The sequence below is a fragment of the Lactobacillus sp. YT155 genome (genome assembly GCF_030504545.1).
GTDB lineage: Bacteria > Bacillota > Bacilli > Lactobacillales > Lactobacillaceae > BQUT01.
Map to the genome: position 1 here is coordinate 15,052 of NZ_JAUKWP010000005.1, position 20,762 is coordinate 35,813.

24 protein-coding genes are annotated in these 20,762 nt (G+C 34.7%); 11 read left to right on the forward strand and 13 right to left on the reverse strand.

Annotated features, from left to right (window positions below; translation table 11 throughout):
- Positions 1–28: 28 nt before the first annotated feature.
- Both Q2T76_RS06375 and Q2T76_RS06380 read right to left on the reverse strand, forming a co-directional pair.
- Complete coding sequence (locus tag Q2T76_RS06375; RefSeq protein ID WP_302084699.1) at positions 29–508, reverse strand: GNAT family N-acetyltransferase; 480 nt, start codon at positions 506–508, stop codon at positions 29–31.
- Positions 501–1,061 (reverse strand): TetR/AcrR family transcriptional regulator, encoded by a 561-nt coding sequence (locus tag Q2T76_RS06380; RefSeq protein ID WP_302084700.1) that lies wholly within the window; start codon positions 1,059–1,061, stop codon positions 501–503. Before Q2T76_RS06380 ends, Q2T76_RS06375 begins: the two co-directional genes overlap by 8 nt.
- Before the next feature lie 165 nt (positions 1,062–1,226).
- Between Q2T76_RS06380 and Q2T76_RS06385 the strand changes: the two genes are divergently transcribed.
- The 4 genes from Q2T76_RS06385 (at position 1,227) to Q2T76_RS06400 (ending at position 5,509) form a co-directional block, all read left to right on the forward strand.
- Complete coding sequence (locus Q2T76_RS06385; protein WP_302084701.1) at positions 1,227–2,120, forward strand: ABC transporter ATP-binding protein; 894 nt, start codon at positions 1,227–1,229, stop codon at positions 2,118–2,120.
- The gene (locus Q2T76_RS06390) at positions 2,120–3,715 is read left to right on the forward strand and encodes an ABC transporter permease (RefSeq protein ID WP_302084702.1); all 1,596 of its coding nucleotides are present in this window, start codon (positions 2,120–2,122) and stop codon (positions 3,713–3,715) included. The genes Q2T76_RS06385 and Q2T76_RS06390 overlap by 1 nt, the downstream gene beginning before the upstream one ends.
- A gap of 75 nt (positions 3,716–3,790) precedes the next feature.
- Positions 3,791–4,294 carry a peroxiredoxin gene (locus Q2T76_RS06395; RefSeq protein ID WP_302084703.1) on the forward strand — a complete coding sequence of 168 codons (504 nt, stop codon included), beginning with the start codon at positions 3,791–3,793 and terminating at the stop codon, positions 4,292–4,294.
- A 30-nt stretch (positions 4,295–4,324) separates the two neighbouring features.
- Positions 4,325–5,509 carry a glycosyltransferase gene (locus tag Q2T76_RS06400; protein WP_302084704.1) on the forward strand — a complete coding sequence of 395 codons (1,185 nt, stop codon included), beginning with the start codon at positions 4,325–4,327 and terminating at the stop codon, positions 5,507–5,509.
- 74 nt (positions 5,510–5,583) lie between these two features.
- On the opposite strand, the gene Q2T76_RS06405 is transcribed toward Q2T76_RS06400, so the two are convergent.
- Positions 5,584–5,946 (reverse strand): hypothetical protein, encoded by a 363-nt coding sequence (locus tag Q2T76_RS06405; RefSeq protein ID WP_302084705.1) that lies wholly within the window; start codon positions 5,944–5,946, stop codon positions 5,584–5,586.
- Between the two features lie 247 nt (positions 5,947–6,193).
- Between Q2T76_RS06405 and Q2T76_RS06410 the strand changes: the two genes are divergently transcribed.
- Entirely contained in the window at positions 6,194–6,880 is a 687-nt protein-coding gene (locus Q2T76_RS06410; RefSeq protein WP_302084706.1) for a response regulator transcription factor, read from the forward strand.
- Positions 6,877–8,304, forward strand: a complete 1,428-nt coding sequence (locus tag Q2T76_RS06415; protein ID WP_302084707.1) for a cell wall metabolism sensor histidine kinase WalK — start codon at positions 6,877–6,879, stop codon at positions 8,302–8,304. Before Q2T76_RS06410 ends, Q2T76_RS06415 begins: the two co-directional genes overlap by 4 nt.
- Positions 8,305–8,326: 22 nt before the next feature.
- Here Q2T76_RS06415 and Q2T76_RS06420 read toward each other — a convergent pair whose 3' ends face one another.
- The 5 genes from Q2T76_RS06420 to Q2T76_RS06440 all read right to left on the reverse strand — a co-directional run bounded on the left by Q2T76_RS06420 (position 8,327) and on the right by Q2T76_RS06440 (position 11,896).
- Positions 8,327–9,046 carry a hypothetical protein gene (locus Q2T76_RS06420; protein WP_302084708.1) on the reverse strand — a complete coding sequence of 240 codons (720 nt, stop codon included), beginning with the start codon at positions 9,044–9,046 and terminating at the stop codon, positions 8,327–8,329.
- A gap of 19 nt (positions 9,047–9,065) precedes the next feature.
- The gene (locus Q2T76_RS06425; RefSeq protein WP_302084709.1) at positions 9,066–9,785 is read right to left on the reverse strand and encodes a hypothetical protein; all 720 of its coding nucleotides are present in this window, start codon (positions 9,783–9,785) and stop codon (positions 9,066–9,068) included.
- Positions 9,785–10,633: an ABC transporter ATP-binding protein gene (locus tag Q2T76_RS06430; protein ID WP_302084710.1), complete on the reverse strand. Its 849-nt coding sequence runs from the start codon at positions 10,631–10,633 to the stop codon at positions 9,785–9,787. The genes Q2T76_RS06425 and Q2T76_RS06430 overlap by 1 nt, the downstream gene beginning before the upstream one ends.
- Positions 10,626–10,997, reverse strand: coding sequence for a GntR family transcriptional regulator (locus Q2T76_RS06435; protein ID WP_302084711.1), 372 nt, complete (start codon positions 10,995–10,997; stop codon positions 10,626–10,628). The genes Q2T76_RS06430 and Q2T76_RS06435 overlap by 8 nt, the downstream gene beginning before the upstream one ends.
- 134 nt (positions 10,998–11,131) lie before the next feature.
- Complete coding sequence (locus Q2T76_RS06440) at positions 11,132–11,896, reverse strand: NAD(P)H-dependent oxidoreductase (protein ID WP_302084712.1); 765 nt, start codon at positions 11,894–11,896, stop codon at positions 11,132–11,134.
- A 101-nt stretch (positions 11,897–11,997) separates the two neighbouring features.
- On the opposite strand from Q2T76_RS06440, the gene Q2T76_RS06445 reads away from it, so the two are divergent.
- The 4 genes from Q2T76_RS06445 to Q2T76_RS06460 are packed head-to-tail and all read left to right on the forward strand — an operon-like array spanning position 11,998 to position 15,585.
- Positions 11,998–12,429 carry a GNAT family N-acetyltransferase gene (locus Q2T76_RS06445; protein WP_302084713.1) on the forward strand — a complete coding sequence of 144 codons (432 nt, stop codon included), beginning with the start codon at positions 11,998–12,000 and terminating at the stop codon, positions 12,427–12,429.
- A gap of 60 nt (positions 12,430–12,489) precedes the next feature.
- Positions 12,490–13,125 carry an NAD(P)-binding oxidoreductase gene (locus Q2T76_RS06450; protein ID WP_302084714.1) on the forward strand — a complete coding sequence of 212 codons (636 nt, stop codon included), beginning with the start codon at positions 12,490–12,492 and terminating at the stop codon, positions 13,123–13,125.
- Positions 13,126–13,140: 15 nt separating this feature from the next.
- Entirely contained in the window at positions 13,141–14,007 is an 867-nt protein-coding gene (locus Q2T76_RS06455; protein ID WP_302084715.1) for an NAD(P)-dependent oxidoreductase, read from the forward strand.
- Between the two features lie 39 nt (positions 14,008–14,046).
- The gene (locus Q2T76_RS06460; RefSeq protein WP_302084716.1) at positions 14,047–15,585 is read left to right on the forward strand and encodes a ClC family H(+)/Cl(-) exchange transporter; all 1,539 of its coding nucleotides are present in this window, start codon (positions 14,047–14,049) and stop codon (positions 15,583–15,585) included.
- 32 nt (positions 15,586–15,617) lie between these two features.
- On the opposite strand, the gene Q2T76_RS06465 is transcribed toward Q2T76_RS06460, so the two are convergent.
- From Q2T76_RS06465 to Q2T76_RS06485, 5 genes are all read right to left on the reverse strand, one after another.
- Entirely contained in the window at positions 15,618–16,421 is an 804-nt protein-coding gene (locus Q2T76_RS06465) for a MetQ/NlpA family ABC transporter substrate-binding protein (RefSeq protein ID WP_302084717.1), read from the reverse strand.
- 9 nt (positions 16,422–16,430) lie between these two features.
- Entirely contained in the window at positions 16,431–17,114 is a 684-nt protein-coding gene (locus tag Q2T76_RS06470; protein WP_302084718.1) for a methionine ABC transporter permease, read from the reverse strand.
- A complete protein-coding gene (locus Q2T76_RS06475; RefSeq protein ID WP_302084719.1) occupies positions 17,115–18,143 on the reverse strand; it encodes a methionine ABC transporter ATP-binding protein in 1,029 nt (342 codons plus the stop codon).
- 330 nt (positions 18,144–18,473) lie between these two features.
- On the reverse strand, positions 18,474–19,022 hold the full coding sequence (locus Q2T76_RS06480; protein WP_302084720.1) for a TIGR00730 family Rossman fold protein: 549 nt from the start codon (positions 19,020–19,022) through the stop codon (positions 18,474–18,476).
- Positions 19,023–19,024: 2 nt separating this feature from the next.
- Complete coding sequence (locus Q2T76_RS06485; RefSeq protein ID WP_302084721.1) at positions 19,025–19,570, reverse strand: TetR/AcrR family transcriptional regulator; 546 nt, start codon at positions 19,568–19,570, stop codon at positions 19,025–19,027.
- 136 nt (positions 19,571–19,706) lie between these two features.
- On the opposite strand from Q2T76_RS06485, the gene Q2T76_RS06490 reads away from it, so the two are divergent.
- Complete coding sequence (locus Q2T76_RS06490) at positions 19,707–20,762, forward strand: FtsX-like permease family protein (RefSeq protein WP_302084722.1); 1,056 nt, start codon at positions 19,707–19,709, stop codon at positions 20,760–20,762.

A 20,762-nucleotide genomic window follows, 5' to 3' on the forward strand; every position in this document is an offset into this window, starting at 1 on the left:
TTCTAGTATAAGTAACTATTTTACGCAATCATTGCTTTAAACTTTTCATATAATATTCCTGATTTTTCATTCCCAGAATACTCATGTCAGCTTCATATTTATACTCAAAGCCATTATTTAAAAGGATTTTTTTTGAAGCAATATTTTCTTTAAAAGTGCTTGCCCAAATCTCAGTTAAGCCATTCTTTTGTCCATACTTAATCCCTAACTCCACAACTTTAGTGCCAATTCCCTGGTTCTGGTATTGGCTGTCGATTGTTATTCCTAATTCCTTAGTATGAATCAAGTCCTCAGACTGCCCACGACTATTTAAAAAAACTACTCCAACAAATTTCCCGTCGAGTAAGATTTTTTGCTCCCATTGACTATCAACAATTTGATTAAAAAAATGTTGTGCTTGTTCTTCAGTATAGTCACTAGGAATTCCCGCATTTTGAGAAGTGGGTTCTTTAAGTAATTGATAAAAATCTTCAAAATCTTGCTTGGTAAAATTCTTAAGTTCAATCATTCTTCATTATCCCATGGAAAAATAAGTCGATAAATTCCAACGTATCTGTGGATGTCGTACCATCCATATTCGTTACATATTTCATCAACACATCAATATAGATCAAAATAGTCCGATTTGAAATCTCTGGTCTTAGCTCCCCAGACTTACGTCCTTGTTCAAAGAAGTCATGCCAGAAATATTCTTTTCCTTCATTATACGCAATCATCACTTCATTTTTGCCATCATTTTCGCGCATACTTTTTAACATGAAATTTGCAAAGTCTGGATGAATAACCGCTGCGCCCGCATACTTTGCATGAATCATGGCTTTAACTTTTTCTTTGAAATCAAGTTGATCGTTATCGATTATTTCTTGAAAGTCCGTATAACCGTCTTTAATCGCCTTGATAATAACTGTATGCCCAAGATTTTCCTTATTCTTGAAGTATTTAAAAATAGTAACTTTCGATACTCCAGCATCTTCAGCAATATCTTCAATTTTTGTTTTTTTATATCCATCTTGATAGAACAGCTTCTGAGCTGAAGCTAAAATAACACCTTTTTTATCCATACGTTTACTCCCTGAACTATGAATTAACGTCAAGTTCATTTTATCGTAAAATTCCCATTTTTCAAGTATTTATGAAATGAACTATTTATATATATAAAGTTCATTTTATGGTTGACTTTCCATTTAACAAGTATTACTATCATCTTGAATTTGGAGGAAGTAATAATGACAACACAACTAAAAATCACTAATTTAACAAAGAAATTCAAGAACTTTACCGCTCTTAATAATATTAATTTAGAGTTAAACTCTGGTGAGGTTCTCGGATATATCGGACCTAACGGTGCTGGTAAATCGACAACTATCCGATCCATCTTAGGAATTTTACATCCAACTAATGGACAAATCGAGATTTTTGGACAAGATGCTTTTAAAGATGCTTCCAAAATTCACGAAAAACTTGCTTACGTGCCTGGTGATGTTTATCTTTGGCCCAATTTAACCGGTGGCGAAACGATTGACCTACTATTAAAAATGAACAATCAAAAACATTCTCAACTGACTGATGAGCTTATTAAAGATTTTGATTTAGATATTAGTAAGAAGAACAAAACTTATTCGAAAGGTAACCGTCAAAAAGTAGCTTTGATTGCGGCTTTTTCAACCGAGGCGGAAATCTATATTTTTGACGAACCTACTTCAGGATTGGATCCTTTGAACGAAGAAGTTTTCAAGAAACATCTAAAAAAACTAAAAGATAACGGTAAGAGTATTCTCTTATCTAGTCATATCTTAAGTGAAGTTCAAGAAGTGGCTGACCGCATTGCAATCATCAGAAATGGTCAGATTATTCAAACTGGTACTCTAGAGGAAATGCAATACTTAACCGATACTTTAGTTGAAGCTCAAGTATCTGGTGACCCTCAAGAACTTAAGAATATGCCCGGAGTTTCTAATCTAGTTATCAAGGACAAAAAAGTTAGTTTCCAAGTGGATTCTGATAACCTCAACAATACAATTAACTACTTAAGTTCAATTGGACTTGCTAGTCTCAAGAGTACCAAACCTACTTTGGAACAGATTTTCCTACAATATTATAAGGTTAGTGGTGACAAGTAATGACTAATTTATTCAAAAAAACTGGGTTCTTAACGAGAACCTACTTAAAGAAAGATTGGGTAATTCTTAGCGGCGCTATCGCATCTTTATTTGCATTAGTCGTAGGTGTAGCCGCCGTTTTACCAAACGTTTATAAAAGTGCTAGTTCGATTTCTTCAATTGTGCAGGTCTTAAAACAACCGGCAATGCGTGCTGTGATTGGTATTTATCACGGTGGAAATTCCAATGGTAGTCTTTACGCTTCATTAATGATTCTCTGGGTAGCATTATTGGGCGTGATTTTTGCCATCATTATTGGTGTGCGAAACACTCGTAGTCAAGAAGATTCTGATTTAACCGAACTCCTCTTATCAAGGAGTATCGGTCGCTTGGCGTTACCAATGGCAAGTTTTTTGGAACTTTTCTTCCTATATGTTGTCACTTTCATTACCAATTTTGCCGGACTAACTCTTTTAGACATTGACGGATTAAGTTCAAGTACTGCTCTATTATTCGCCCTTAGCTTTAGCTTGGTTGGTCTTTTATTTGGTACGTTGACTATTCTTTTTGCTCAGCTTGCTAATACTTCAAGTGGAGCCAACATTATGTCGTATGTCGCACTACTATTATCTTATATGGTAGTAATAGTTGGTTCACAAAAGAATAATACCGATCTATTATGGTTATCTCCATTAGGATGGTTATCAAAATTAAGTCTTACTGATAAAAACTCCTACTTACCTGTTATTGTAGCTACAATTATCACCATTGTTCTCTTAATTATTGCCTTAGTTCTTCAATATAAAAGAGACATCGGTTCAGGATTATTACCAAAACTTCCTGGTCGTAAAAAAGCTTCAATGTTCTTACGTGGATTCTCTAGCTTAGCTTTTAGAAATCAATTAACTTCATTAATTGTCTGGGCAGGAATTTTGTTCAGTGCTGGACTTGCTTATGGTTCTGTTTTTAAAGACATCACTAAATTAGCATCCGGCAATCAATTGTTAATGCAAATGATTGCTAAACAACAAGATAAAATGATTCTTAGTTTTTCATTTATGATTCTCGGAATCTTTGCTATTTTGGCAACCGTTCCCGGGCTACTTCATATTTTCAAAATCAAATCAGATGAAACTAAAGGCTATCTAGAATTAATTCACAGTAAAAAAGTTTCTCGTTCACAAGTATTCTTTACCTATGGATTAATTGGTATGTTTGAGTCCTTTATTGTCTTCGTTGCTAGTGTGCTAGGAATTTATGTTGCTCAAGTAAATATGATGAAAAATCCTATTCCATTAGAAGACTTCGCCAGAGCAACTCTCGCCTTCTTACCTATCATGTTAGTTATTTTGACTGTCGGGTTAATTCTTGTTACTTATGCACCAAAATTAACTAACTTGATCTGGCTAGTTCTTTACTATGGATTCTTTGTAAACTACTTCGGAAAATTATTCAAAATGCCTAAATGGGCAATGGATGCTTCATTATTTGGATTAGTAAAACGCAGTTGGGACCATCCTTTGTCAACTAACTACATGTTAATTTTTGTAGCTATTTCCGTAGTCCTACTTATTGTCAGTTTAGTAAGATATCAGAAACGTGATTTAGTTTATTAGTAAATTGCATATGTTTTGTAGAATCAGACCTTTTCAAGTATGATGAGTTCAGATGAAAGAAAGGGTGTGGATTAAATGAGTTTTTATTTTCACGGAGAAGAAGTAACTGTACCAGGAACTAGACCAGAAGTTGGTTCAAAGATGCCTGATTTCACTTTATTGGATAAAGATGGTAAGTCAGTATCTTTACAAGACTTAATCAGCGACAAACCACTATTAATTAGTGTTGTTCCTGACATCAACACTCGAGTTTGTAGTATTCAAACCAAACACTTCAACGAAGAAGTTGACGGCCACGAAAGCATTAATTTCGTAACCGTTTCAACTAACACTTCTGAACAACAAAGTGAATGGTGTGCTGCTGAGAACGTAAAGAACATGAAGATGTTATCAGATGTTAACTCTGATTTTGGTGAAGCAATGAACCTAATCGTTCCTGAAAAAGGTATTGACCTTCGCTCAATCTGGGTAGTTAATACTGATGGAGTAATCACTTACAGTGAAGTACTCGAAGAACAAACCAACGAGCCTAACTATACAGTGGTCTTAGATCACATTGATGAAATGTACACAAACTAACATTTTGATAATTTCCGATAAGGATTGTGAATGAAAAAAACCATTATTTTTGCCCCAGAGACATTTAATCTCGCTGAGACAACAAGAATGATTGAGATAGCCAAAGAACTCGACAAGGATTTTGATTGTCAGTTCTTTGGCTTTTCTAATAAGTACTCCAAAATAATTTCTGAGAATGGCTTTTCATTCGAGCTTTTACAACCGGTGTTCTCAGATGAAGAAATTAATCAAATTATGTTACTTGATCAAATGAAAGGAATTAAAAATCCTTTTACAATTCAAGTTGTTCAACAAAGAGTCAAAAACGAATTGAATTTAATCCACAAACTACAACCAAGTATAGTTGTTACAGGAAGTAATCCAACCATCTTTTTAAGTGCTCGCATTGCTCAAATTCCTCTTGTATATGCAAAACCATATGCTCTATCAAGAGCTTATTATTCAGAAAAGAAAAAGAATTTAATTGATGTTATAACTACAAAGATAAAATGGATTCCCAAAGCATTCAAGGTAACCGCCAATTCATACAACTTGCAATTACCAAAATATACAATAGATTTGTTAGAGGCAGATTATAATTTCATCACCACTTCCTCACTGTTTTATGATTCCAAAACTTTGCCAAAAAATTACTCACACGTCGGACCCATATTTGCAAAAATGGGCGAACAACTTCCCGATTCAGTTAGTAGTTTTATCGACCAAGCACGAAAAGCTGGCAAAAAAATAATTTATTTTGCTTGCGGCAGCTCTGGAAACAAAAAATTTATCAGTAGTGTTTTGAAGAAATTAGTTAACCAGCAATATTATATTATTGCTCCTGTTGCTAGCTACTTGACTGAACATGAATTAAGCACATTCAAAGATAATGTCCTATGCACCGATTGGTTGCCAGCTCACAAAGTATCTCCACTAGTTGATTTTTCTATCATCCATGGTGGAGAAGGAACCGTCCAAACAGCTTGCGAATCAGGGAAACCCTTCATCGGTTTTGGTTTACAGAGTGAACAAAGAGTTAATCTGAGTTACTGTGAACATTTTGGAAATGCCATTCAATTAAAGCCTTCACAGGTAAATTCCAAGGCTTTTGACAAAGCTGTAAAAGACATTCAATCACCATCTTTTATTACTCGTGCTGCTGAATTAAAAGAACAGTTCGAAGTGACTGGTGCTAAAAATGCTGCTATTCTAATAAGAAATATCGGCACAAACTAAATAAAAAAGAGTTCTCAATGAGAACTCTTTTTTATTTGAATTAATATCTATCTTAGTGCTTCGAAGTCTATTTTTTAAGCAACTAAAAATTTCCGTGGTTCTATTTTCAAGATATTAATTGAAGACAACGATGTTGCCAATGCGATGATGATAAGTCCGAATGCTCCAAGTTGCATTAAGCTCAGTGGACTGATTTTTAATTTTGGCTCGTCATGCTTAACTGCCGGTTTGTGGTTGTTACCTTGTGGCATTACCTGTGCACCAGACGGTTTATTCTGTTTAGAAATTGTTTGTGGTCCGGCACTAGAGTTATTAAAATTACCAATTAACAACCCGGCTGTAGTAACTATCAAGGTAGTCGAAACAACAACCACTAACAATATACTTCGACCTTTTTTGTAGACGACATGTCGCCGAGTAGCTTTTTTAAAATTCATAATTAGTAACTCCTTTAAAATTCAATACTTTTTATTCTTTTTTTGACAATTCAACAAGTTTGTTATTAAAATACTATCAATGTTGAACCCGACTTTGATTAAACTTGTAATAATAAATCAAAGCGGCGATCGTAGTAGTAACTGCCAAGCCATACTTAGTTTTCGCCTTCATAATTAGCACCTCTCTTTTCATTGGATGTGTACATCATAATTGGTGCACCTTAAATCAACCTTAAGGAAATAAAAAATGTCAAAACAAGTAAAAATTCTCATCATTGAAGACAATGTCGATATTTCAAATAATATCGTTTCATTTGTTGATTCATTTGCCGACTGCACGCAAGCATTCGATGGAACTCTCGGACTCTTGGAGGCACAAAGTAGTATCTACGACCTAATTATCTTGGACATCATGTTACCCGGAAAAAGTGGCTTCGATGTCCTAAAAAAATTACGACAAGAACAAAATTCTGTTTCTGTTTTAATGCTCACAGCTAAAGATCAATTAACTGACAAAGTACATGGATTTGACCTTGGAGCTGATGATTATTTAACGAAACCTTTTCACCGTGAAGAATTATTGGCTCGGATTAAAGCCCTTCTAAAAAGAAGCGGTGCACTTAATAACGACTCAACTATTACTAGTGGTGAAATTACCTTGAATCTCTCCAATCGTCAGGCAACTGTCGGTAGTGAGATTCTTAGTTTGAATGGAAAAGAATTTGACTTGCTGGCCTATTTAATTCAGAATAGCAATACTATTTTGACCAAAGAACAAATCTTTGAGCGAATTTGGGGATTCGATTCCGAAACTTCGATTACCGTGATTGAGGTTTATATGAGCAACTTAAGAAAAGAACTCCATAAATATCTCGATGGTGATTTGGTCAAAACAATCCGTAATGTTGGTTATATTTTCCAAGGTGAAAAATGAAAAAATTCAATTACATTAGAAAACAACAGTTAAAAGTTTTCCTACAAACTATCGTTGGTTTTGCAGTGCTCTTTCTAACTCTAGGTTTGATTATTTTTACCCTGTTCGAAAACACCACCTTATCCAGTGTTGATAATGCTCTGACTCGTCAAACCAACGAAGTAAAGGCTCAAGCACAATTTAGTGATAGTCTTTTTAGCGAGCCTAACGAAAACATAATTCCCTCACAAGGACAAGATAATGGAGCCACATTTCCGATTCAGGGACAAGATGGTGAGTCCATAATTCCTTCTCAAGAACAACAAAATAATGATAGTAACAACTATGGCGATACCCAACAAAAAATTATTAGAGAACCGAAAGTAATTGACGTTCCTTTCAAAGCTAACGTCTTGATTTTCAATAGCAACGGAAGACTCTTAAACAAAGATAGTTTAGGAAATCGTTACTCTATTTTCAAAAAAATCAAACCCCTAAAGAGAAATATCGGCATTAAAAAAACCATCTCCGTGAGGAAGATGAGTTTTCGTTCTTACTTGATAAAATTCGATGATTCAATTCCAAATTCAAAATATTCTGGTAATTATGTCTACATTTTGCAAAACGTTGACGCCGAAAATGCCGCTATTACTAACTTTAAGAACGTCTTAATCATTACCTTCGTTATTTTCTGGTTATTATCATTAATTTTGGCCTATATTTTAACTGTGCAAAATATGAAGCCAGTTCTGAAATCATGGAGACAACAAGCTGAATTTGTGAACGATGCTGCTCACGAGTTGCGAACTCCTTTGGCAATTATTCAAGGTAAACTTGAACTAATGTTAACTAAACCAAACGAAAAAATCGTTGATGAAGCCGAATCTATTTCTGTTTCACTTGGAGAAATTAAACGTTTGACTTCGCTAAGTAATGACCTATTAACCTTGGCAAAAACGGACACCGATGTTAACTCATTAACACTTGAAAAATTCACTCCTAAAGAAGTTCTCCAACCTACCGTTGATACTTTTAATGAAGTTGCCATTTCTCAAAATAAGCAATTGTTGTCCAACTTGACAGTCGCTCAAAATATTACTGCGGATCCCAAAAAAGTGACTCAAGTGTTAATCATTTTATTAGATAACGCTTTGAAATACACCAATGAAAAAGCCACTATCAAAGTTGAAGATGCCATTGAAAACAACAAGTATGTTCTGCGAGTAACTAACGATGGCGAATCAATTTCTAGCGCTGATAAAAAAATGATCTTCAACCGTTTCTACCGTATCAATAAAGACCGTTCTCGTGATACCGGTGGTAATGGATTAGGACTTTCAATTGCTAAAGAGATTGTCACTTTACACAAAGGAAAAATTTCTGTATCAGACAACGTTCCTCAAGGCGTAACTTTTAAAATCGAACTCCCCGTTAACAACAAATAAAAAGACCTCAAATGAGGTTTTTTTATTTTACCGGTTGGCGACGAATCACCAACCAAGAACCGAGATACAATATTATAGCTAATACGAATATTGTGGTTATTGGTGCCCAGATATTTGGACCTGGAACTCCTAAGATTGTTCCCAAGAAATCGAATACTGCTAGCTGGGATGACTTAGGCAAGATGTTAAAAATATATCCCAATAACATTGGCAAGAAAACACATGCTGCTCCAATAATCATTAAAGTAATCTTTTTCAATCTTTTAAACAATAATCCACTAAATGTTCCAATTGAGGTCGCTAAAAGGAATATTACAAAATTAAAGGCCAGAACTCCCGCAGAAAAATCACTGACTTTATACATTGTGTGAATAGTTGATGCATGGACTTGTATCCAAGAAAGATGACTGATTATTGCCGAAAAAATTAAATTCATAAGCACTAACACTGCTGAAACAACTGTTGAATTTATTAGATATGAAACGAAAATTGTCTTTCTACTTGATCCAAACTGAATTGAATTATTGAAACGTTGCGTAACAATAATTAATCCGATCGTTACTGAATAGATAAACGACGGAAAAATCACATCCATAACTGTCATCTCAGCAGACTCATGAGCTATCAGTACACTAGCAATAAATGGCATTGCTATTGTAAGAACTGCGTAAAGCCCATAAAAAATCATCAATGCTTTCAATGAATTAGTTAGTCTATCTTTGACATTCGCTACTAATTTCATTTGTCTCTACTCCTATCTTTTACTTCACTGGCTGACGACGAATCACTAACCAAGAAATGAAGTTAAATATCAGACATATTACTAATAAGGTAAGTACGGGCGCCCAAATATTCTTGCCTTGTAAGCCTAAAATAGTTCCAAAAAAATCAAACACTGCTAGTTTTGCCGATTGAGGCAATACACTAAAAATATATCCCAACACCATTGGGATAAAGACAAGCGCTGCACCGAGAAACATTAAAGTTATTTTTTTTAACCGTTTAAATAACAGCCCACTTAAAGATCCTATTGATATAGATAATAGAAACAATACAAAACTGAAAACTAAAATTTCAAATGATACATTGTTAACTTTATAAAGGTTATCTATTACTGAAGAGGTCATATTAAGCCAAGAAATATTATTCATTATTTCTGTAAAAACTATGTTTAAAATGGCTAAAATTAAAGAAACAACTATTGAATTTATCTGATATGAAATAAAAATAGTCTTTCTACTTGAACCAAATTGAATAGAGTTATTGAATCGTAAAGTCACCATCAGCATTCCAATAATTGCTGCATAAATAAACGAAGGGAAAATCACTCCCGTTGGCGATCCAACTACATTTTCATGAGCTATCAGCATACTAACAATAAAAGGTGTTAGTAGTGCAAAGAATAGATAAAATCCATAAAAAATTACCAATGGTTTCAAAGAATTAACTAATCTGTCTTTGACATTTGCTACTAATTTCATTAGTTCGTCCTCCCCACAAAATACTCTTGGAGATTTAGTTTGTTGACTGAAATTCCTTCAGGTAATTGAGCTTCATCAACTTTATTTTTTACATATAGTTTGCTGATACCAGTAAAGCTATGTTTATAAAAGACATTAAAATTATCTTCAATCGCAGCAATCTTTTCAGAATCACCTTCTAGCATGACACTAGAATTTAACAAGTCTTCGACATCACCGTCATCAATAATTTCACCATTTTTGATCAGAATGATATGCTCAAAGATTTTTTCCATTTCTTCGATAATATGGGTAGCAATTACAAAAGTACGGGGACGAGTAGCATATGTTTCCATCAAAAACTCATAGAACAAATCACGATGGTTAGCATCCAATCCCAAGATTGGTTCATCTAGAAAAATAAAATCTACCGGTAAACAAAGAGCAATAATCAATTTAGTAATTGAGTTATAACCAGTTGATAAACCACCGATTTTACTATTAATATCTAAACCAAAGCGATCAATCATTTTAGTAGCTAAATCCCAATCGAACTCCCCATAAAACGATTCAGCACTTTTGAAAATTTTCTTAACCTTAAAATCTTTACTAAAGTAGTTCTTTTCACTACTTAAATAAATATGAGCTTGGCTTTTTTCATTCTCAGTAACGGTTTCCCCGTTAATTGTCATCTCTCCAGAAGTGGGAAACTCACGATTACTGATTAAGTTCATCAAAGTAGATTTACCAGCACCATTTCTACCCAACAAACCATAGATTTTTCCGGGTTCAAATTTTGTTGAAATGTGCTTAAGAACTTTTTTATCCTTGTAGTTCTTTTGAATATTATTAATTATAATTTCAGTCATTCTGATATCCTCTCTCAATAAGTTCTTGAAGTTCTTCTAAACTCAAATTTAATTCCTTAGCGACTTCAACCGTCTTCAAAACATAATCTTGATAAAAAGTTGCTTGGCGATCTTCAAGAATTTCATCCTGTGAATTTTGTGTAACGAACATCCCTAATCCACGCTTCTTTTCAATCAAATTCTTTTCAACCAGAATATTCATTCCTTTAAGAACCGTTGCCGGATTGATTCGATATTCTTTTGAAATTTCTGTCGTAGAGGGAATTTGTTGTCCCTTTTTATAGATACCTTTTAAAATAGCACTCTCGATTTGATCAGCTATTTGTAGATATAAAGGCGTTCTTTCATCAAATTTAAAATACACAATTTATTTCCTTTCAAAGTAAAATAACAGAACTGGCCAGTTACTAGGTTAGTTACTTGTGTAACTAACTATATAACCTGCCAATAAAATTGTCAAATAAAAAAAGCATATTCTTTCGAATATGCTTTCTAAATCTATCTACGACGGTGTTTCTTAAAAGTAACAATATGTAAGATACACGACAATAACACAAAGAAAATTATCGTAAAGCTGAGGTAATTAACCCAGAAATTATCCATCGAAATAAACTGACTAATTCCTAATTGAATCCCCATAGTTGCTAATGCCATTACTGCAATCATAAAAAATAATTGAATATATCTTTTCAAGGTTGAATCATCCTTTCGCTTCTTAGTTGAAATTTTCTTTGCGTATTTTGCACAGATTTTTTTCTTATTCTCGGGAATTTCTTTCATACCAAAGGTTCCTGGTAAAACAATTTCACCAGTCTTGATAACACCGGCAGCACTCATTACTCGATCAATTGTCTTAAAACTTTCATCAGTCACACCGGTTAAGAAATTCTCCGTTGTTGAAACATAGCAGCTAGTTAAACTTAAATAATGTTTGTTCTTAAATGGTCCGGGAATAGTATCACCATTTTCTTTGAAGTAAACAAACTTTGGTCGCATACAATCAAAGAAGTTCTTCAACACACCAGATAATTCACGCCAATAAGTTGGTGCCGCAAATACCCAAACATCAGCTTCCATTAGTTTATTACTTAGTTCATCTAAAACTGGATTTTCTTCAGGATATTTTCGTGGCGTAATCTCATAATCTTCTAAAAAAATTGTTTCTTGTTCACAATCACTATCAACATTTTTCATTACTTCCGCCAACAATTTGGCGTTGATACCTTCTCTTTGATGTGATGCTAAAATACCTAAAATCTTCATTGAGTAAACTCCTCCATGAACCATTATATACTTAAAAGATATTACTTTCTATTTTGTTTTCGGTTACAATATTTTACAAATACGAATGTGAGGAAATGCGCATGGAAATCAAAAACTCAACTGATTTATCATCACAAGTTTATAAAGACGCTCTAAAAATTCGTTACACCGTTTTTGTCGAAGAACAAGCCGTTCCTGAAGATATGGAAATTGATGAATTCGAAAGTATCTCTACTTACTTCGTCGGTTACATCAATGACCTTCCCGTAGTAACTGCACGCTGTTATGAGACTGACGATAATGGTTGGCATGTTCAACGGGTTGCCACTACCAAAGAATATCGTCAACAAGGTCTTGCCAAAGAATTACTAATTCATATTGAAAATGTTGCCCAACAACATGGCTACGATTATTTAATTTTGGGTGCTCAAGATCAAGCTCAAGGATTCTATCTAAAACTTGGTTATCAAGTAATTGGTGATCAGTATTTGGATGCTGGAATCGAACATCACGATATGAAAAAAACTTTATAAGTGTTCTTATTAGCCAATCAATTTTAGAAAGTGTATTTTAGTTGTGGAAGGTGATAAAAAATGAAAAATACATTTATTGTTGGTGCTAATGGTGCCATCGGAAAATTATTGGTAGAAGAATTACAAAATAAGAAAATTGGTTTTACAGCTGGCGTTCGTAAAACTGAGCAATTGGATGCTTTAACAAAAAACAAGATTCCGGCTAAATTAATTGATTTAACCGGAAGTGTAGAAGATCTTGCTCAAGCTATGTCAGGTAGTGATAGTGTAATTTTCACCGCTGGTTCAGGTGGAAAAACTGGTGATGATATGACTCTAGAAGTCGATCTCGACGGTGCAGTAAAAACTATGGAAGCGGCAGTTCGAGCTGGTATCAAAAGATATATTATGGTCAGTTCAGTATACGCTGACGATCGTGAGAAGTTTGCCAACTCTCCTATTCGTCCATATATGACGGCAAAATTCTATGCCGATCGCGAACTTAGAAGATCTAATTTGGACTACACAATTATTCATCCCGGTTATTTGACTAATGACGATCCAACCGGAAAAATTTCTGTTGATGGTGATGAGACTCAAACAGTCACTAGAAATGATGTTGCTCAAGTTTTGGCAACAATAATTGATAATTCAAGAACTATTCGCAAAGACTATCTCATCGTAAATGGTACAACTGATATTAAAGACGCATTTTAATTAGGAGGAACAATCATGGCTACAATTGGCTTCATTGGTACTGGTGTAATGGGTACGGGAATTGTTAATAACTTACTCGACGCGAACTGTTCTGTTAACGTCTATAATCGTACAAAATCAAAAGCTGATCCTTTGGTTGCACGAGGTGCAACTTGGTATGACAGCCCAAAAGAAATCACCGAAAATTCGGATATCATTATGAGTATGGTTGGTTTTCCTCAAGACGTCGAAAACATCTATTTCGGTGACGAGGGAATCTTTGCTGGTGCAGATGAAAACAAAATCTTGGTTGATATGACTACTAGTACTCCTAGTCTTGCCAAAAAGATTGGTGAAACAGCTGAGCAAAAGAAGATTAAAGCAATCGACGCGCCAGTTTCTGGTGGCGACCTTGGTGCTAAGAATGGAACTTTGACGATTATGGTTGGTGGTAACAAAGAGGCCTTTGATACTATACTTCCTATCTTTGAAGTAATTGGTAGCAATTCTAATTACTTTGGTAGCTATGGAGCCGGTCAAAATACCAAAATGGCTAATCAAATTATGATAGCTGGAACAATGACAGGAATGTCGGAAATGCTAGTCTACGCCAAAAAATCAGGACTTGATTTAGACAAGGTTATTGAAACAGTTGGTGGCGGTTCGGCTGCTAATTGGAGTCTGACCAATTATGCACCACGAATTCTAAAAGATGACTACACGCCAGGATTCTTCGCTAAACATTTCTTAAAAGATTTACGAATTGCCTTGGACGAAGCTGAAAAAATGAACTTAGATTTACCTGCTACCAAAGCAGCCAAAGATCTTTATGAAGTTTTAGTCGACGAAAAGAACCTCGGTAACGATGGAACACAAGCTTTAGTTAAATTATGGTGGAAATAAAACTTCAACAGAATTACCTTTTTGTTCTATAATAAATTTATGACAAAAAAGAATTCACTCCAAAACTCAAATATTCCTTTTATAATTAAAGGAGCAGCGATTGGACTAATTACAGGATTTGTAGTTAGTCTTTTTCGTTTATCAATTCAAGTATTGCTTTCACAGATGACTAACCTATTTAATCTTACTCATCAACATCCCTTATCTTGGCTGATTCTAGTTGCAGTCATTTTGATGATTTGGATTATCACTTCTCAGCTAATCAAATCAGATTCGAATATCAAAGGCTCAGGAATTCCCGAAGTTGAGGGACAACTGATGGGTGAAGTTGAATTGAACTGGTTTTCTGTTTTGTGGAAGAAGTTTACTGCTGGTGTTTTAAGTATCGGTTCTGGACTTTTCTTAGGTCGTGAAGGTCCTTCCATTCAACTCGGTGGAGCTATTGGACAAGGAACTGCCGAATTACTTCATGCTAAGTCGGTGGAAAGACGTGTATTAATTGCTAGTGGTGCGGCAGCTGGTTTATCAGCTGCCTTCAATGCGCCAATGGCTGGAACCTTATTTATTCTGGAAGAAGTCTATCATAACTTCTCGCCCTTAGTTTGGCTTAGTGCCTTAGCAAGCTCATTAACAGCTAACTTTGTCTCGGCAAATATTTTTGGTCTAACACCAGTTTTGAATCTACATCATAATCAAAATTTTCCTTTGAAATATTACGGATTATTAATTGTAGTCGGAATTGTTTTGGGTATCTTAGGTCGTTTATATCAAAAACTAACCTTATTAATGCCACATCTCTATGAATTATTTTTAAGACGAATCCCTCATTATTATTTTGGAATAGTCCCGCTATTACTTCTAATTCCAATTGGATACTGGGCTCCTAATTTAATTGGCGGAGGAAATTCATTAATTTTGAATCTGCCCCACCAACACATCACTATCATTCTCATCGTAGGAATTTTCTTACTTAGATTATTTTTTTCAGTTGTTTCATATGGCTCCGGATTACCTGGAGGGATTTTCTTACCAATTCTTACCCTAGGGGCACTTATCGGTGGTGGACTAGGCATGGCTTTTAACCAGTTGGGACTTCTGCCAAAAGAGTATATTGTTAGCTTAGTGATTTTTTCCATGGCGGGGTATTTCGCTGGAATTGGAAAAGCACCTTTTTCAGCAATTATTTTAATTACCGAAATGGTCGGCAATTTATCTCATTTAATGCCTCTGGCAGTTGTGGCTTTGATTAGTTATATCACAGTGGATAGTCTTGGTGGTGCACCAATCTATGAATCACTTCTTCAAAAGAAACTCTCTCTTCAAAAGATTCAATCCATTACTGGTCAACTCGATCAATTAGAATTCCCAATTTACGAAAATAGTGCCCTCGCACAACAACAAGTTAGAGACATTCATTGGCCTAAAAACACCTTGCTGGCTCGGATTCGTCGGGGCAGCAATAATATCATTCCCAATGGTGACACAGTCATTCATCCTGGAGATACCTTAATCATCTTAGTCGATAGTAATCAACGTTCCGCAGTCCGAGAAAGTCTAAATCAAACAGTTATCAATTAAAAAAAGACCTGTGAATTTCACAGGTCTTTTTATTATTTAACCGGCAATACAGCGTAATGCCATTTCTTTAAAATCCAGTCTTGAGTTTCTTTTTTCTTCAAAACTTTTAACAAGGCTTTAATTTTTTTATCGTCCTTATGTCCACGATTTACTGCCACGACATTGGCGTATGGTGAATCAGTTGGCTCAAGTACGACCGCTTTTTGAGGATTCAATCCCGCTTCAACTGCAAAGTTTGAATTAATTGCAATCAAATCTCCTTCATTATTCTTATATAATTCCGGCATTAACTTAGGGTCAAAACTATATTTGAATTTCAATTTCTTAGGGTTATCTTTGATATCTTTGAAACTAGCTGTTTCAATATTCGTTCCTGGTTTCAAGGTAAGAACATTATTCTCAGCCAGAATTGATAGTACTCTTCCCCAATCAGCTCGTGAACTAGAAACTAGTACAGTTGCTTTATCTTTTAATTGCGATAAATCTGAAATTCGTTTGCTATAAAGTCCTAATGGTTCCAGATGAATCTTTCCAGCGCTGACAATGTGATAGCCGTTATCTTTATTGGATTTGTTCATATATGGAATGTGTTGGTAATAGTTGGCATCAAGTTCTTTAGCATCTAAAGCAGCATTAGGTAGTACATAATCATTGAAGACCTTAATTTCCAAATCAATTCCTTGCTTCTTCAATTCTGGTTTTACATGCTTCAGAATTTCTGCATGAGGTACCGAGGTAGCGCCAACAACTAAACGGTTCTTCGGACGACTCTCCTTACAGCCTACTAAGAGAATTCCCACGAAGAATAATAAGAACAGTAATTTAAATTTTTTCATATTATCCTCCTAACGATGATCAACGCGTTTAGTAAACCAATCACCTAAGTATTGACAGATAAACACAATAATCAAAATAACGACGGTTGCTACTAATGTAACGGTGTTCTGTCCGGCCTCGAATCCATCTTGATAAGCTAAGTTACCTAAACCACCGGCACCAATGACTCCAGCCATTGCCGTATAACCAATAATTGAAATAGCGGTAACCGTTAATCCTGAAATTAATGCAGGTAAACTTTCGGGTAACAACACATGCCAAATTGTTTGACTGTTTTTTGCTCCCAATGATTTAGCAGCTTCCAAAACTCCCAAGTCAACTTCATTAAATGCCAATTCCACTAATCGAGCATAAAATGGTGCGGCAGCGATGACTAAAGCCGGAATGGCAGCTTTTGGTCCGATAATTGTTCCCATAATGTTTTTTGTGAACGGAATTAGTAACACAATCAAAACCACAAACGGTATCGAACGAAAGACATTTACTAGAAAGGCAACGATTCCTCTTAATAATTTTAGATACCATTTTTGTGAATTTTTGGTCTGAAATAAAATTAATCCCAATGCAAATCCTAAAATAGCGACAACAATAACGGTAAAAAAGGTTAAGGTAATGGTCTCAACAGTTGAAACGCGTAGATTAAATAAGTCTACTTGTGACCACTGAAAATATGAATTAATTCCTGCATTCATCTATAACACCTCCACTTGAACTGACTTATCAGTAATACTTTTGATGACTTCATTATGTTCTTTTTGCGGTGCTTTGATTTGAATAATCAAATGTCCTAATACACCTTCGATGGTTGGCTGTAATTGGCCTCCTAAGACACTAACTTCAATATCAGTATATTCACGAATTAATTCGGTAATGACTGGTTTGTCAGCGCTCTTGTTAGGAAAACTCAACTTCAAAATCAAAGAATCAGCTCCACCATTGTCTTTAATTTCTTGTAGTAATTCTGGAGAATCAAAATCATTATTAACCTGTGATTTCGTAATTAATGATTTAGTAATCTCTGACTGTGGATTTTCAAAAATCTGTGAAACTGATCCAGTTTCGACAATTTCACCACTATCCAGTACGGCAATTTGTTGACAAATTCTTCTGATGGCTTCCATTTCATGAGTCACCATAATAATCGTAATTTTGAATTCTTGATTAATTTTGATTAACAAATCAAGAATTGAAGAAGTGGCTTCTGGATCCAAAGCACTAGTAGCTTCATCACAGAGAAGAATTTTAGGATCTCTAACCAAGGCTCTAGCAATCGCCACGCGTTGTTTTTGTCCACCCGATAATTGACTAGGATATTTATCAACTTGATCACTGAGACCAACGATTTCTAACATCTCCAAGGCTTTTTGATTACGTTTGGTTTTGCTTTCACCATTTAGCTTCAGTGGCAAAGTAACATTTTCCAAAACTGTTTTAGAAGATAAAAGATTGAATTGTTGAAAGACCATTCCAATTTGTTTTTGTTGTTCACGTAATTGATCATTTGAAACATTCACGATTGAATTATCGTCAATCAAAACATCACCACTACTAGGTTTTTCCAACCCATTAAATAAACGAATCAAGGTACTCTTTCCAGCACCAGAATAACCAATCACGCCATAAATAATGCCCTCAGGAATATCTAATGAAATATTATTTAAAACTGTAAATGACTGACTATTGTTAGCAAAAGTTTTCGTTACATTCTTAATACTTATCATCCTAATCTCCTTCCAAAACAAAAAAATCCTTCCTCCCAAAAATGGGAGAAAGGACGTCTAATAACGTGTTACCACCTTTATTCGTGATAGTTTCACAACTACCACCTCGCAAAGTACCTGTTGATACTCGTTTGCTGTAACGGGCAACCCCCGTACTTGGCTCAGCAATTCACCAAGTAAACGTTAAAAGACCATATTCGAAAACTTTTCGTATTATCTCTTTTCACCAGTCGAGACTCTCTGTTAATACTAATCAGAAGACTACTCATCTTTTTGTTTTTCTAAACTATTTTTTGTTACCAGTTATCATATTTAAATTTTTGATGCTTGTCAACTCTTTTTATAATCACGAATGAATTGATCAATTTCATTGAAGTCATCGGAAAACAGTAATAAGTCGCGATGCTGCTGCGTTAGAAAGCCTAATTCCACCATCTGATCATACATTTCTTGTAAGTGTTTATAGTAACTATCTTGATTAAAAATTATTGTTGGTGAATCGTTTTGACCAACTCGCTGCCAAGAATATGCTTCGCTAATTTCTTCAATTGTTCCGGGACCACCTGGCAAAGCTAGACAGGCATCAGCCATGGCCATCATTTTTTGTTTGCGTTGGTCCATATTATCGACAATTTCTAAACTAGTTAGTCCCGGATGGGCTTGTTCATCATCGACTAAGAATTGGGGAATAAATCCATAAACTTTCCCACCGGCATCTAAAACCGAATCAGCAATTACTCCCATTAATCCACGATTACCACCACCGTAAACCAAGTCATAATTGTTCCTAACCATCCATTGTCCAAGTTCCTTGGTTTTATCAATATATTTAGAGTCAAAACCCGTGGAAGCTCCACAAAAAATTGCTATTTTTGGCATATTTATTCTTCTTTCAAATAAGGTTGAATGGAATTACTTATCAAAGTTGTCATCATCATAATATCGCCATGATCGAACTCATTTTTTGTCATAACAATTGCGTGCAAGAAGCCTATCATTCCCCAACAAGTGTAGCTCAAAACATAGATACCTTCGTTGTTCTTAAATGGCAACACTTCCGCACCACGTTTAATTGTTAGTTTAAGTAAATTACTCATTAAACCTGAGTTTTTGTTTCTACATAATATTTCTAGTTCTTTAATATTCTCAAATACATAAGTCAAAATGTGCTGAAAATACTCAATACTTTTTTGATTTGGCTCGTAGGATTCAACCATATCGGAAAATGCCTGCAAAGCTTTTTTCTCCGTCTGATCTTGTAAGTCATAAATATCCTTGTAGTGAATATAAAATGTCCGTCGATTTAAATCAGCCAGTTGCGTAATTTCGGTGATTGAAATTTCGTCAACTGACTTCTTTGCTAAGAGACCAACGAATACTTTTTCAATATTTTCCTGTGTCTTTAGTGATCGCTTATTTGTTTTCAAATTATTCTCCCCAAAAGTCTTTATACATAATTATACACATATCGTGTATAAATTCACACAACAGTATGAATTGTCCATTGAATCCCGATTTAATAAGCATAGAATAGGCCACACACTATTCAAAGGGGAAATAATTATGTTCTTAGCACTTAAAGAAATTAAACATAGCAAATTAAAATTCAGTCTCTTAACTTTAATAATTTTTCTAATTATCTTTTTAGTAATGTTCATTACTGGCTTGGCCAATGGACTCTCAAACGATGGCAAATCAGCCCTCAGCTCAACTGATATTCAAAGTTTCGTTCTTCAAAAAAATTCTAACAAACGTATTAGTCGATCAAATTTAACGACTAACGATATCGCCAAAATCAAGAAAGATCACGATCAGCTTGTCCCACTAACCATCTCTCAAAGAACTGTCCAAAAAAGTTCTGATAAGAATAACAAAACTGATATTTCATTTTTTGCGATTGATGCCAAGAGTTTCTTAGCTCCAACAATTAGTGAAGGTAAAAAACTCGCCAACGATAATTCAAATAATGTCATTGCCAGTGAAAAACTCAAAAAACTTGGCTATAAAATTGGTGACAAATTCAAAGAAACAACCACTAATCAAGAATTCAAAATCACCGGTTTTACTTCTGAGAGTTCTTATTCACATACTCCAGTAATTTATCTCAATAATAAAGAGAACCAAAAAATTCTAACAACCGGAATCAACACTTTGGTTAGTCAAAAGAAAATTAGTAAGGTCAAAGGTTTTGATGTTGTAGATATTAACTCAATTATTCAAAACATCCCTGGCTATTCTGAAGAGCAAGGTTCTTTATTAATGATGATTGGTTTTCTTTTTGCAATTTCCGTAGTTGTTTTGAGTGTTTTTTTCTACATCATCACCTTAGAAAAACTTCCACAGTTAGGAACTCTCAAAGCACTGGGAACTTCAACTAGGTATCTCGGCCTCAACTTAATCTCTCAAGCAGCACTCATTACTATCTTTTCATTAATTATTTCAGATGCTTTGATTTTAATTATGAAGATGTCACTACCTGCTTCAATGCCGTTTAGTTTAAGTACAACGACACTATTAGGAACCAATCTCTTATTCATTGTTATTTCAATCATTAGCTCATCAATTTCGTTAATCAAAATAAGCAAAGTTGATCCAATTTCAGCAATCGGAGGAAAATAA

Excerpts from the sequence above, each read along its gene's own strand:
- Q2T76_RS06375 (WP_302084699.1), bottom strand. The coding sequence starts at position 508 with ATGATTGAACTTAAGAATTTTACCAAGCAAGATTTTGAAGATTTTTAT.
- Q2T76_RS06380 (WP_302084700.1), bottom strand. The coding sequence starts at position 1,061 with ATGGATAAAAAAGGTGTTATTTTAGCTTCAGCTCAGAAGCTGTTCTAT.
- Q2T76_RS06385 (WP_302084701.1), top strand. The coding sequence starts at position 1,227 with ATGACAACACAACTAAAAATCACTAATTTAACAAAGAAATTCAAGAAC.
- Q2T76_RS06390 (WP_302084702.1), top strand. The coding sequence starts at position 2,120 with ATGACTAATTTATTCAAAAAAACTGGGTTCTTAACGAGAACCTACTTA.
- Q2T76_RS06395 (WP_302084703.1), top strand. The coding sequence starts at position 3,791 with ATGAGTTTTTATTTTCACGGAGAAGAAGTAACTGTACCAGGAACTAGA.
- Q2T76_RS06400 (WP_302084704.1), top strand. The coding sequence starts at position 4,325 with ATGAAAAAAACCATTATTTTTGCCCCAGAGACATTTAATCTCGCTGAG.
- Q2T76_RS06405 (WP_302084705.1), bottom strand. The coding sequence starts at position 5,946 with ATGAATTTTAAAAAAGCTACTCGGCGACATGTCGTCTACAAAAAAGGT.
- Q2T76_RS06410 (WP_302084706.1), top strand. The coding sequence starts at position 6,194 with ATGTCAAAACAAGTAAAAATTCTCATCATTGAAGACAATGTCGATATT.
- Q2T76_RS06415 (WP_302084707.1), top strand. The coding sequence starts at position 6,877 with ATGAAAAAATTCAATTACATTAGAAAACAACAGTTAAAAGTTTTCCTA.
- Q2T76_RS06420 (WP_302084708.1), bottom strand. The coding sequence starts at position 9,046 with ATGAAATTAGTAGCGAATGTCAAAGATAGACTAACTAATTCATTGAAA.
- Q2T76_RS06425 (WP_302084709.1), bottom strand. The coding sequence starts at position 9,785 with ATGAAATTAGTAGCAAATGTCAAAGACAGATTAGTTAATTCTTTGAAA.
- Q2T76_RS06430 (WP_302084710.1), bottom strand. The coding sequence starts at position 10,633 with ATGACTGAAATTATAATTAATAATATTCAAAAGAACTACAAGGATAAA.
- Q2T76_RS06440 (WP_302084712.1), bottom strand. The coding sequence starts at position 11,896 with ATGAAGATTTTAGGTATTTTAGCATCACATCAAAGAGAAGGTATCAAC.
- Q2T76_RS06445 (WP_302084713.1), top strand. The coding sequence starts at position 11,998 with ATGGAAATCAAAAACTCAACTGATTTATCATCACAAGTTTATAAAGAC.
- Q2T76_RS06450 (WP_302084714.1), top strand. The coding sequence starts at position 12,490 with ATGAAAAATACATTTATTGTTGGTGCTAATGGTGCCATCGGAAAATTA.
- Q2T76_RS06455 (WP_302084715.1), top strand. The coding sequence starts at position 13,141 with ATGGCTACAATTGGCTTCATTGGTACTGGTGTAATGGGTACGGGAATT.
- Q2T76_RS06460 (WP_302084716.1), top strand. The coding sequence starts at position 14,047 with ATGACAAAAAAGAATTCACTCCAAAACTCAAATATTCCTTTTATAATT.
- Q2T76_RS06465 (WP_302084717.1), bottom strand. The coding sequence starts at position 16,421 with ATGAAAAAATTTAAATTACTGTTCTTATTATTCTTCGTGGGAATTCTC.
- Q2T76_RS06470 (WP_302084718.1), bottom strand. The coding sequence starts at position 17,114 with ATGAATGCAGGAATTAATTCATATTTTCAGTGGTCACAAGTAGACTTA.
- Q2T76_RS06475 (WP_302084719.1), bottom strand. The coding sequence starts at position 18,143 with ATGATAAGTATTAAGAATGTAACGAAAACTTTTGCTAACAATAGTCAG.
- Q2T76_RS06480 (WP_302084720.1), bottom strand. The coding sequence starts at position 19,022 with ATGCCAAAAATAGCAATTTTTTGTGGAGCTTCCACGGGTTTTGACTCT.
- Q2T76_RS06490 (WP_302084722.1), top strand. The coding sequence starts at position 19,707 with ATGTTCTTAGCACTTAAAGAAATTAAACATAGCAAATTAAAATTCAGT.